We start from the raw sequence: 11,198 nt of genomic DNA, 5'->3' as shown, positions 1-11,198 counted from the left end.
CGGTCGCGCTGGCGCCGCGTTAGAGAGGACAGGCGTTGCAGGAACTGTTCGAACTGCCGTGCTTGCATGCTGCCTCCGTCAACGGTTCAGGTCGACATTGGACCGCAGGCTTGCAGAAAAGATTCCACACTTGGCGCGAACAGCGCCAAGAAAAAACCCACGGGGCCGTGTGGCGCCGTGGGTGAACCCAATTAGATGGGAGGGGAGACTTGAATCCAACGATTTCAATATACGCCCCGGACAGCCCGGGCGGAATGGTCGCTTACAAATGCTTACGTCGGTAACGCGCGGTTAAGATGGCTTAACTGAGGCTTAAAAGCGCCCTGCGCCGGTTGACAGGACACTGCCGCGCCCGATTGAGTGATCACAAATGCAATAAGCCGCGCTGCATGACAATGTGCCCTCCAGACGAGGACACGGACATGAAACTGAGCGTCAAACCGATCACGCGGATCATCTACCGGGCCTGGCTGCGGTCTCGGCTCGACAATTACACGCGCAGCCTGCACATCATCGCGGCGCAGCGCGAGAACGACTTCCACGCAGAGCGCATCCTGCACCGCGCGATTTCCGCTACACGCTCCAAACTACAATCCTTATAGACGCCGGCGCGCCAGCAGGCGCTCGGCCAGCTCGAACCCGGCCTGCGTCAGCAAGGCCAGCAGCGCGGCGGGGATCGCGCCCGCCAGCAGCATGTCGTTGTCGTTCAGTGCCAGCCCGGTGGTGATGCGTTCGCCGAAGCCGCCGGCGCCGATGAAGGCGGCGATGGTCGCCGTCCCCACGCTCATCACGGCGGCGGTCTTCACGCCGGCCAGGATCACCGGCGCCGCCAGCGGCAGCTCGACCTTCAGCAGCGCCTGGCGGCGCGTCAGGCCCAGCGCCAGCGCGGCGTTGCGCAGGCCACTGGGCACTTGCAGCAGGCCGGTACAGGTATTGCGCACGATGGGCAGCAGGGCGTAGGCACACAGGGCCACCAGCGCCGGCACGGTGCCGATCCGCCCCAGCAGCGGGATCAGGATGGCCAGCAGGGCCAGCGAAGGCACGGTCTGCAAGGTCCCCGCCACCGCCAGCACCGGTTGGCGCAGGCGCGGCGCCAGCGCCGCCAGCACGCCCAGCGGTATCCCGGCCGCACAGCCCAGCAGCACCGCGGCCAGCACCAGTATCAGGTGCTGGCGCGCCAGTTGCGCAAAGCCGTTGCCGAAGGTCTTGGCCAGCAGGCCGTCGCGCGGGGCCGGCGCCCCGGCGGGTGCCGCCGGCTGGCCGCCCTCCCGGGCCAGCCAGCCGCGCGCGATCGCCGCGAACGGCTTGCCCTCCAATTCGGCCTCGGCATTCATCGCGATCATCGCATCGCTGGCGATTCTCCCTTCCAGGCCCTGCAAGGCGCGCCAGGCCTGGGGAAAGCGCTGCGGCAGGTCGAGCCGGTACAGCAGCACCGCGTCGTAGCGCGGAAAGTAGTGCTTGTCGTCGTCCAGCACGCGCAGGCCGTACTGGCGGATCTTGGCGTCCGTCGAATAGATGTCGATGACGTCGACCTGGTGCTGCTTCAGGGCTTCGTAGGCGATGCCGTGGTCGATCCCGCGCGGCTGCTGCGGCAGGCCGTAGTAACTGGCCAGCCCCGGCCAGCCGTCGGCCCGGCCCAGGAATTCATGCGACAGCCCCAGCCTGAAGGCCGGCTTCGATGCCAGTTCGGCCAAGGTCGTGATGCCGGCGTCGCCGCGCGTGGCCAGCGCATAGCCGTTCGAGAAGCCCAGCGGCACGCCCACGCCCAGGCCGAGCGGACGCAGGGCTTGCCGCATGGCTTCCAGCGAAGTCGGTTTGGGATTCTTGAGGATTTCGAGGTCGATCGTGCCGAGGTATTCCGGATACACGTCGATGGCGCCGGTACGCAGCGCATTCAGGACGATGGCGGTATTGCCGAGGCCTTGGCGATGCTCGACGCGCGTCACCGGCGCGGCCGTCTGCGCCAGGATCTCGCCCAGGATATAGGACTCGGTGAAGCGCTTGGAACCGACCTTCAATACCCGGTCGGCCGGCGGCGCCGCCGACGCCGCACAGCAGACCAAGCACACCAGCACCAGCAAGGCAAACCTGCGCATACGCCTCCATGTCGTGAAGCCGGCGAATGAGCCGCCGGGCTACGCCATGATAGCCGTGATTAAAAAGACAGGCTTACCCGCGGCTCGCGCGGCACACCGGCATTCACCACGCCCCGGCAGGGATTCGCACCGATCGCATAGGCCAGGTCGGCCGGACGGGCCATGTCCCACAGCGCGAAGTCGGCGCGCTTGCCCGGCTCGAGGGTGCCGATGTCGCCGCGGCCCAGCGCGCGCGCCGCGTTCGCGGTCACGCCCAGCAGGGCTTCCAGCGGCGTCATGCGCCACAGGGTGCAGGCCATGTTCATCGCCAGCAGCAGCGAGGTCATGGGCGAGGTGCCCGGATTGCAGTCGGTCGCCACCGCCAGCGGCACGCCCGCTTCGCGCAGCAGGGCCAGCGGCGGCATCACGGTCTCGCGCAGGAAGTAGTAGGCGCCAGGCAGCAGCACCGCCACCGTGCCGGCGCGCGCCATCGCCGCCGCGCCTTGCGCCGACAGGTGTTCCAGGTGGTCGGCCGAGAGGCCGCCGTATTCCGCCACCAGCGCCGCGCCGCCCTGGTCGGACAGCTGTTCGGCATGCAGCTTCACGGGCAGATGGCGCCGCCGCGCGGCCTCGAACACACGCGCCGTCTGCGCGTGCGAAAAGCCGATCCGTTCGCAGAAGGCGTCGACGGCGTCGACCAGGCCCTCGTCCGCCAGCGCCGGCAGCATGCGCTCGCAGATCTCGTCGATGTAGTCGTCGGCGCGGCCGGCGAATTCCGGCGGCAGCGCATGCGCGCCGAGGAAGGTGGTGGCCACCTCCACCGGCAGCAGCTCGCCGACCCGGCGCGCCGCGCGCAGCATCTTCGCTTCGGATGCCAGGTCGAGCCCATAACCGGACTTGATCTCGAGCGTGGTCACGCCCTCGGCCAGCAGGGCCTCGATGCGCGGTGCGCTCTGGCGAAGCAGCTCGTCGTCACTGGCCGCGCGGGTTGCGCGCACGGTCGACATGATGCCGCCGCCCTGGCGGGCGATGTCTTCGTAGCTGGCACCGTTCAGGCGCGCCTCCCACTCGTCGCTGCGGTTGCCGGCGTGGATGATGTGGGTGTGGCAGTCGACCAGGCCGGGCGTGAGCCAGAGGCCGCCGCAATCGTGCTCGCGGTCTGCGGCCGGGGCTTCGCTGCGCGGTCCCACCCAGGCGATGCGGCCATCGCGCACCGCCACCGCGCCGTCCTCGACGATGCCGTAGCCGCCGGCCATGGTAGCCAGGCGCGCGTGGACGAACAGAAGATCGACATGCGCAGCGCGCTCACTCATAGTGGCCATCGCCTTCCTCGAGGTCTTCCTCGCTGTCGTAGTAATGGATGTCGGCGATGAAGATCACGCCCTGCCCCGCCTGCAGGGTCCAGGTCGTGCCCTGGTCGAGCAGCACGGCGTCGTAGCGCACCATATTGATGCGCTGGTGGTCGCTGCACAGTTCCAGGCTGTCGCCCTCGGCCAGGAACAGCACGGTGACGGGGGCGCGCGCGATGAAGCGCGATTCGCCGCTCAGCACGCGCCGGCCGAACCGGTGGTAGCAGCGCTCGATCCGGGTCATCACATTGAAATCCGTGCTCGGTCCGCGATTCAGCTTGGCGACCACGCGCGATTCGCCGTCGAAGGCGGCCACCGGGTCGGCCCTGGTCAGCAGCACCGACCGCTCGTCGATCTCGAGCGTCATGCCGTGGCCGTCGACCAGGGCCAGGGTCCGCTCGATGCCGGGAAACTCGGAGAAGGCGCCATCCTCGGCGATCGTCGCCAGGCTGACGCGCCAGTCGAAGTCCTCGAAGCCGGCGTCCGGCGGGAAGACCGCGATCTGCGTCGTGCTGCCGCCGCCGTTCTTCCAGGACACCGGGCTCAGGCCGGCATAGGGAATGAGCATCGTCATGGCTGACTCCTTTCGCGCAGTGCGCGCACGGCCTGCGTGTAATTCCGGGCGATCGCATCCTGGTCGACGTGGCGGCCGTCGCGCACCACCCATTGGCCGCCGGCCAGCACGTCGCGCACCAGGTTGTCGTTACCGCAGAACAGGAAGCGGCCCAGCACCTCGCCGGCATCCACGCCGTCGAGGTTCGGATGGGCGCTGTCCAGCACCAGCAGGTCGGCGCGCCGTCCCGCCTCCAGGCTGCCCACGGCGCGCCCGGAGGCCCGGGCGCCGCCGCGCAGGGCCTGCTGCCACAGATAGGTGCCGACGTCGCGGCAGGCGCCGTCGACGGCCACGTTGCGCTGCTGGCGCACCAGGCGCTGGCCGTATTCGAGCCAGCGCAGTTCTTCGACCGGACTCTGGGACACATGGCTGTCGCTGCCGATGCCGAACACGCCGCCGGCGGCGATATAGGGCGTCAGCGGGAACAGGCCGTCGCCGAGATTGCCCTCGGTGGTCGGACACAGGCCGGCCACGGCGCCGCTGGCGGCCAGCGCGGCCGTCTCGCGGTCCGACAAATGGGTCGCGTGCACCAGGCACCAGCGCTGGTCGACCTCGACCTGGTTCATCAGGTAGTCGACCGGACGCGCACCCAGCGCCTCCATGCACTGCTCGACCTCTAGCTGCTGCTCGGCGATGTGGATGTGCAGCGGCCGGCAGGCAGGCAGGCCCGCGACCAGCTCGCGCAGCTGGCCGGCCGAGGCGGCGCGCAGCGAATGCGGAGCCGCGCCCACTTCGATCTGCGGGCCGCGCTGCTTTTCGAGGGCCTCGACGATGCGCAGCACCAGTTCCGGATCGGTGCGGAAGCGCCGCTGTCCGGGTGTCAAGGGCTGCTCGCCGAAGCCGGCGTAGCTGTACATCACGGGCAGCATGGTGAGCCCGATGCCGGTGCGGCGCGCGGCCTGGGCGATGCGCAGCGCGGTCTCGGCCGGATTCGCATACAGCTCGCCGTCCGGGTCGCGCTGCACGTAGTGGAATTCGCAGATCGAGGTGTAGCCATGGCGCAGGCACTCGGCGTGCAGCTGGGCGGCCACCGCCTCCATCTGTTCCGGCGTGATGCGGCCGGCGAAGCGGTACATCAGTTCGCGCCAGGTCCAGAAGCTGTCCTGGGTATCGCCCGCCTTTTCGGCCAGGCCCGCCATGGCGCGCTGGAAGGCGTGGGAGTGCAGGTTGACCATCCCCGGCAGGACGTAATCGACCACCCGCGCGCCGGGCTCGGCCCCCGGCCGCACCGACGTCAGATTGCCGGCATCGTCCCATTCCAGCAGGACGTCGTCCTGCCAGCCGCCGGGCAGCAGCGCGTGGCGCGCAAACAGCTGGTTCGCGCTCACGTTCGCACCCACTCCACGGCCGCGCCGAGCAGCTCGCGCAGCAGCGGCTGGATCCGGCCGGCCAGGTCCGGACGGTAGTCGAAGGGCGCGCTCTCGTTCATGTACAGGCACTGCGCCATCTCGAGCTGGATCGCGTGCACGCCGGCGGCCGGGTTGCCGTAGAAGCGCGTGATGTGGCCGCCCTTGAAGCGGCCGTTGAAGACGAAGGAAAAGCGGTCCTGGCTGTCCACCAGCTTGATCATCGCGCCTTCCAGCTGCCGCGAGCAGGACTTGCCGTCGGCGGTGCCGAAGTTCAGGTCCGGCAGGCGGCCCTCGAAGAAGCGCGGCACCTCCGATGCGATCGAGTGCGCGTCCCACAGCACCACCCTGCCATGCTCGGCCAGCAGGCGGTCGAGTTCCGCGCGCAGCTGGTCGTGGTAGGGCCGCCAGTACTGCTCCAGGCGGCGCCGGACCTCCGCCTCATCGGGCTCCATGCCTTCGCGGTACAGGCGCTCGCGCCCGAAGGTGTCGACCGGGCACAGGCCGGTGGTGTCCTGGCCCGGGTAGAGGTTGGTGTTTTCCGGCGGACGGTTCAGGTCGATCAGGTAGCGCGACCAGCGCGCCGACAGCACCGAGGCGCCCATCTCCTGGGCGAAGCCGTAGAGCTCCGTCAGGTGCCAGTCGGTGTCGGCGCGCGCCGCCGCGCAAGGCGTCAGGCTTGCTGCCAGCTCGTCGGGAATGTCGGTGCCCACGTGGGGCATCGATACCAGCAGCGGCAGGGTGCCCGCCTTGAACCTGAAATCCATTACCCCTCCTTGTCGCTTAAGGATGCAGCGCGGTGAACAATTCGCGGCACTGCGAGGACAGCTCGCCCGCCATCACCATCCGCTTCGCCGCCTCGATGTCAGGCGCGAAGAAGCGGTCTTCGTCGAAGGCCGCCACCCGCGTGCGCAGCTGGGCGTGCACGTGCTCCAGGTGGCTTGAACTGGTCAGCGGACGGTGGAATTCGATGCCCTGCGCCGCGGCCAGCAGTTCGATCCCGACGATGACACCCGTATTGTGCGCCATCTGGTCGAGACGGCGCGCCGCGAAGGTGGCCATGCTGACGTGGTCTTCCTGGTTGGCCGAGGTCGGCAGGCTGTCGACGCTGGCCGGATGCGCCAGCGACTTGTTCTCCGAAGCCAGGGCCGCGGCGGTCACGTGGGCGATCATGAAACCGGAATTCACGCCCGGTTCCTTGACCAGGAAAGGCGGCAGGCCGGACAGCGTGGAATCGATCAGCAGCGCGATGCGGCGCTCGGCCAGGGCGCCGATCTCGGCAATGGCCAGCGCCAGGGTGTCGGCCGCGAAGGCGACAGGTTCCGCGTGGAAATTGCCGCCGGAAACGATCATGCCCGCGCCGGTGTCGCCGGCGTCCGGGAAGATCAACGGGTTATCGGTGACGGCATTCGCTTCGATCAGCAGCGTGCGGCCGGCCTGGGCGATCAGGTCCATCACGGCGCCCATCACCTGCGGCTGGCAGCGCAGGCTGTAGGGATCCTGCACGCGTTCGTCGCCGACCAGGTGGGAGGCGCGAATCGCGCTGCCCGCCACCAGTTCCCGATAAATCTTCGCCGCCGCGATCTGGCCCGGCTGGCCGCGCACCGCATGCACGCGCGGGTCGAAGGGCGCGTCGCTGCCGCGGGCGGCATCCAGCGACAGCGCGCCGCTCACCATCGCCGCTTCCAGCAGGCGCTCGGACATGAACAGGCCGTGCAGGGCCAGCGCGGTCGAGACCTGGGTGCCGTTGATCAAGGCCAGGCCCTCCTTCGCCGCCAGCGTCACCGGCGCGATGCCGGCCGCTTGCAGGGCCGCGCTTGCATCCATGATCTCGCCCTTCATGCGCACCTGGCCGACGCCCAGCATCGCCAGGGTCATGTGGGCCAGCGGCGCCAGGTCGCCGGACGCGCCGACCGAACCCTGGCACGGGATGGCGGGCATGATGCCGGCGTTGTACAGGGCGATCAGGGTATCGACGATCAGCGGACGCACGCCCGAGAAGCCGCGCGCCAGGCTGCCGATCTTGGTCAGCATGATGAGGCGCACGATGTGGTCCGCCAGCAGTTCGCCGGTGCCGACCGCGTGCGACAGGATCAGGTTCTGCTGCAGCTGCTCGAGCTGGGCTTGCGGGATGTGGCGCTTGGCCAGGATGCCGAAGCCGGTGTTGATGCCATAGGCCGGATCGCCCTTGGCGACGATGGCCTGGACGGTGGCGGCCGAGGCTTCGATGGCGGCATAGGCTTCCGAAGCGAGCGACAGGCTGCCGGCGGATTGCCAGACGGCGCGCAGCTCGCCAAGGGTGAGGGAGCCGGGCTGCAGGGTCAGGTGGTTCGATGCTGGTTTCATGGTGCTCATGTGCTGCTTATTTGATCATTGGGAGTTTCAGGCCGAAGCGCTTGGCGGCTTCGATCGCGAGCTCATAGCCGGCGTCGGCATGGCGCATCACGCCGGAGGCGCAATCGTTCACCAGCACGCGCGCCAGGCGCTTGTCGGCGGCTTCGGTGCCGTCGGCCACGATGACCACGCCGGAATGCTGCGAGTATCCCATGCCGACCCCGCCGCCGTGGTGCAGCGAGACCCAGGTCGCGCCGCCGGCCGTGTTCAGCATGGCGTTCAGCAGCGGCCAGTCGGAGACGGCGTCGGTGCCGTCGCGCATGGCTTCCGTTTCGCGGTTCGGGCTGGCGACGGAACCGGTGTCGAGGTGATCGCGGCCGATCACGATCGGCGCCTTCAGCTCGCCCTTGCGCACCATCTCGTTGAAGGCCAGGCCGGCGATGTGGCGTTCGCCGAGGCCCAGCCAGCAGATGCGCGCCGGCAGGCCCTGGAAGGCGATGCGTTCGCGCGCCATGTCGAGCCAGCGGTGCACGCGCGCATGCTGCGGGAACAGCTCCTTGATCTTGGCGTCGGTCTTGTAGATGTCTTCCGGGTCGCCCGACAGGGCCACCCAGCGGAAGGGGCCGCGGCCTTCGCAGAACTGCGGGCGGATATAGGCCGGCACGAAGCCGGGGAAGTCGAAGGCATTCTTGACGCCTTCGTCGAAGGCGACCTGGCGGATGTTGTTGCCGTAGTCGACGGCCTTGGCGCCCATCGCCTGGAAGTCGAGGATGGCCTGCACGTGGGCGGCTGCGGATTCCGCTGCGGCCTTCTTCAGTTGGGCGTGCTGGCCCGGGTCCTGCTGGGCCGCTTTCCACTGCTCGACGGTCCAGCCGCGCGGCAGGTAGCCGTTGATCAGGTCGTGGGCCGAGGTCTGGTCGGTGACCAGGTCGGGCACCAGGCCGGTTTCCTTTGCACGGCGCACCAGCTCCGGCAGCACGTCGGCGGCGTTGCCGAGCAGGCCGATGGAGATCGCGTCCTTGTTTTGCTTGTGCTCGCGGATCATCTGCAGGGCTTCGTCGATGCTGAACGCCTGCTTGTCCAGGTAGCGGGTGCGCAGGCGGAAGTCGATGCTGCTCTGCTGGCACTCCACCGTCAGCGAGACCGCGCCGGCGAAGGTGGCGGCCAGCGGCTGGGCGCCGCCCATGCCGCCCAGGCCGGCGGTGAGGACCCAGCGGCCGCTCATGTCGCCGCCGAAGTGCTGACGGCCGGCTTCGGCAAAGGTTTCATAAGTCCCCTGCACGATGCCCTGGGTGCCGATGTAGATCCAGCTGCCGGCCGTCATCTGGCCGTACATGAACAGGCCCTTGCGATCGAGCTCGTTGAAGTGCTCCCAGTTGGCCCATTTCGGCACCAGGTTGGAGTTCGCGAGCAGGACGCGCGGCGCGTCGGGATGGGTCTGGAACACGCCGACCGGTTTGCCGGACTGGATGAGCAGGGTCTGGTCGTCCTCGAGTTCGCGCAGCGAGGCGAGGATCTGGTCGTAGCAGGCCCAGTCGCGCGCGGCGCGGCCGATGCCGCCGTAGACGACGAGGTGCTGCGGGTTCTCCGCCACCTCGGCATCCAGGTTGTTCTGCAACATGCGGTAGGCCGCTTCGGTCAGCCAGCTCTTGCACGAGAGCTGGCTGCCGCGCGGGGCGCGGATGTCGCGGGTGGGATCGAACCGGGGGTCTTGCATCGGCGAAGCGTTGGTCATGGCAGGCTCCTTAGAATGTCAAGAAAGTCTAGGTTGTCTATACAACCTAGTCAAGCCCCTCTTTTCACTTCTTTTGATAGACCTGGCGTCCCGCTACCCAGGTTTCCAGCACGCCGATCTTGTAGATGTCGTAAGGCGAAATCTTGAACAGGTCGCGGTCGATCACGATGAAGTCGGCGTATTTACCGGCTTCGAGCGAGCCCAGGGTCTTTTCCTGGTGGCCGGCGTAGGCCGCGTCCAGCGTGAAGCAGCGGAAGGCTTCCTTCAGCGACATCTCCTGCTCCGGATACCAGCCGGCGATCGGCTGGCCGTGCTTGTCCTGGCGGGTGACGGCGGCGTGGATGCCGAAGAAGGGGTTCGGCGCCTCGACCGGGAAGTCGGAACCGCAGGCGATGCGCGAGCCCTGCTGCAGGAAGCTGCGCCAGGCGTAGGCGCCCTTCATGCGCTCGGCACCGATGCGGGTCTCGGCCATGTTCTTGTCCGAGGTCGCGTGGGTCGGCTGCATCGACGGGATGATGCCGATGCTCTTGAAACGCGGAATGTCGCTCAGGGTCACGACCTGGGCATGCTCGATGCGGTGGCGCTTGTCCAGCGCTTTATTCGCCGGAATCTCCTTCGCGAAGGTGTCGAGGATCTGCTTGTTGCCGGCGTCGCCGATCGCGTGCACGTTCACCTGGTAGCCCTTCTTGATGGCCTTGGTGATCATCGCGTCGATTTCCTTATTCGTGTGGAACAGCAGGCCGTGCGAATGCGGATCGTCGCTGTAGGGCGCCAACAGGGCCGCGCCGCGGCTGCCCAGGGCGCCGTCCGCATACAGCTTGACCGCGGCCAGCGCGTACATGTCCTTGCCATAGCTGGGGAGCGGGCCATTTTTTGCCAACTGGTCAAAATCCGGACCGGTGCCGCCGATCATGGCGTAGATGCGGGCGGTCAGCTTGCCGTGGTCCGCGTAGTCGCGGTACAGCCTGTCTTCGCCGGCCGTGATGCCGGCGTCGTGCACGCTGGTCAGGCCGACGCTGGCCATGTTCTCGAGGGCGCGGTCGAGCATGATGCGGCCTTCCTGCTCGGTCTCCTGCGGCAGGACTTTCGTCACCAGGGCCTGGGCGGCATCGATCAGCACGCCGGTGGCGACACCCTTCTCGTCGCGCACGATCTTGCCACCGACCGGATCCGGCGTGGCATTCGTGATGCCGGCCAGCGCCAGCACGCGGCTGTTGGCCCAGCCCGCGTGGCCGTCGACGCGCTCCAGCCACACCGGACGGTCCGCTACGGCGCCGTCGAGTTCCTTCGCGGTCGGGAAGCGGCCCAGCTTCCAGATCTCCTGGTTCCAGCCGCGCCCGCGCACCCAGGCCTGCTGCGGATTGGCGCGCGCATAGTCGGCGATGGATTTCAGGGCGCCGTCCAGCGAGGTGGAAGTCGACAGGTCGAGCTGGGTCAGCATCGCGCCCAGGCCGAACACGTGGCCGTGCGCATCGATCAGGCCGGGCAGCACGGTGCGGCCCTGCAGGTCGACGTGCTTCGCATTCGGCGCCCTGGCCGCCACCTCGCCCGCGCTGCCGACCGCGATGATCCTGCCGTTGTCGTCGAAGGCCATCGATGCGAACTGGATGACATCCCCCTTGGCGTTGAGCGTATAGCCGTTGGCATTGTCGATCACGGTATCGGCATGGGCCGCGGCCATGGCACCGCCGGCCATCAGGACGAACAGGGCGGACTGCAGAGGTTTCAGGCGCATCGTCGGGCTCT

Annotated in this window: 9 protein-coding genes; 1 reads left to right on the top strand and 8 read right to left on the bottom strand. The window is 68.3% G+C overall.

Translation table 11 applies throughout. The annotated features are described in order from the left end of the window. Positions 1-422 precede the first annotated feature (422 nt). The gene (locus AB4Z32_RS26255) at positions 423-602 is read left to right on the top strand and encodes a hypothetical protein (RefSeq protein ID WP_442124789.1); all 180 of its coding nucleotides are present in this window, start codon (positions 423-425) and stop codon (positions 600-602) included. On the opposite strand, the gene AB4Z32_RS26250 is transcribed toward AB4Z32_RS26255, so the two are convergent. The 8 genes from AB4Z32_RS26250 to AB4Z32_RS26215 all read right to left on the bottom strand — a co-directional run bounded on the left by AB4Z32_RS26250 (position 597) and on the right by AB4Z32_RS26215 (position 11,187). After that, positions 597-2,096, bottom strand: coding sequence for a glycine betaine ABC transporter substrate-binding protein (locus AB4Z32_RS26250; protein ID WP_442124788.1), 1,500 nt, complete (start codon positions 2,094-2,096; stop codon positions 597-599). The two genes, AB4Z32_RS26255 and AB4Z32_RS26250, sit on opposite strands and share 6 nt — an antisense overlap. 59 nt (positions 2,097-2,155) lie before the next feature. Then, positions 2,156-3,388 carry an imidazolonepropionase gene (gene hutI / locus AB4Z32_RS26245; protein WP_442124790.1) on the bottom strand — a complete coding sequence of 411 codons (1,233 nt, stop codon included), beginning with the start codon at positions 3,386-3,388 and terminating at the stop codon, positions 2,156-2,158. Further along, complete coding sequence (locus AB4Z32_RS26240) at positions 3,381-3,998, bottom strand: HutD/Ves family protein (protein WP_442124787.1); 618 nt, start codon at positions 3,996-3,998, stop codon at positions 3,381-3,383. The genes hutI and AB4Z32_RS26240 overlap by 8 nt, the downstream gene beginning before the upstream one ends. Next, the gene (locus AB4Z32_RS26235; protein WP_442124786.1) at positions 3,995-5,365 is read right to left on the bottom strand and encodes a formimidoylglutamate deiminase; all 1,371 of its coding nucleotides are present in this window, start codon (positions 5,363-5,365) and stop codon (positions 3,995-3,997) included. Before AB4Z32_RS26235 ends, AB4Z32_RS26240 begins: the two co-directional genes overlap by 4 nt. Continuing rightward, positions 5,362-6,150: an N-formylglutamate deformylase gene (hutG, locus tag AB4Z32_RS26230; RefSeq protein ID WP_442124785.1), complete on the bottom strand. Its 789-nt coding sequence runs from the start codon at positions 6,148-6,150 to the stop codon at positions 5,362-5,364. The genes AB4Z32_RS26235 and hutG overlap by 4 nt, the downstream gene beginning before the upstream one ends. A gap of 16 nt (positions 6,151-6,166) precedes the next feature. Continuing rightward, positions 6,167-7,729, bottom strand: coding sequence for a histidine ammonia-lyase (hutH, locus tag AB4Z32_RS26225; protein ID WP_442124784.1), 1,563 nt, complete (start codon positions 7,727-7,729; stop codon positions 6,167-6,169). Positions 7,730-7,745: 16 nt separating this feature from the next. After that, positions 7,746-9,452, bottom strand: coding sequence for a urocanate hydratase (hutU, locus tag AB4Z32_RS26220; protein ID WP_442124783.1), 1,707 nt, complete (start codon positions 9,450-9,452; stop codon positions 7,746-7,748). Between the two features lie 64 nt (positions 9,453-9,516). After that, positions 9,517-11,187 carry an amidohydrolase gene (locus AB4Z32_RS26215; protein ID WP_442124782.1) on the bottom strand — a complete coding sequence of 557 codons (1,671 nt, stop codon included), beginning with the start codon at positions 11,185-11,187 and terminating at the stop codon, positions 9,517-9,519. Positions 11,188-11,198: the final 11 nt, after the last annotated feature.

This window comes from Massilia sp. 2TAF26, from assembly GCF_052115005.1.
Classification (GTDB): Bacteria; Pseudomonadota; Gammaproteobacteria; order Burkholderiales; family Burkholderiaceae_D; genus Telluria.
The sequence above is the reverse complement of the archived record's forward strand: the minus strand, read 5'-3'. Positions and strand labels throughout refer to the sequence as shown.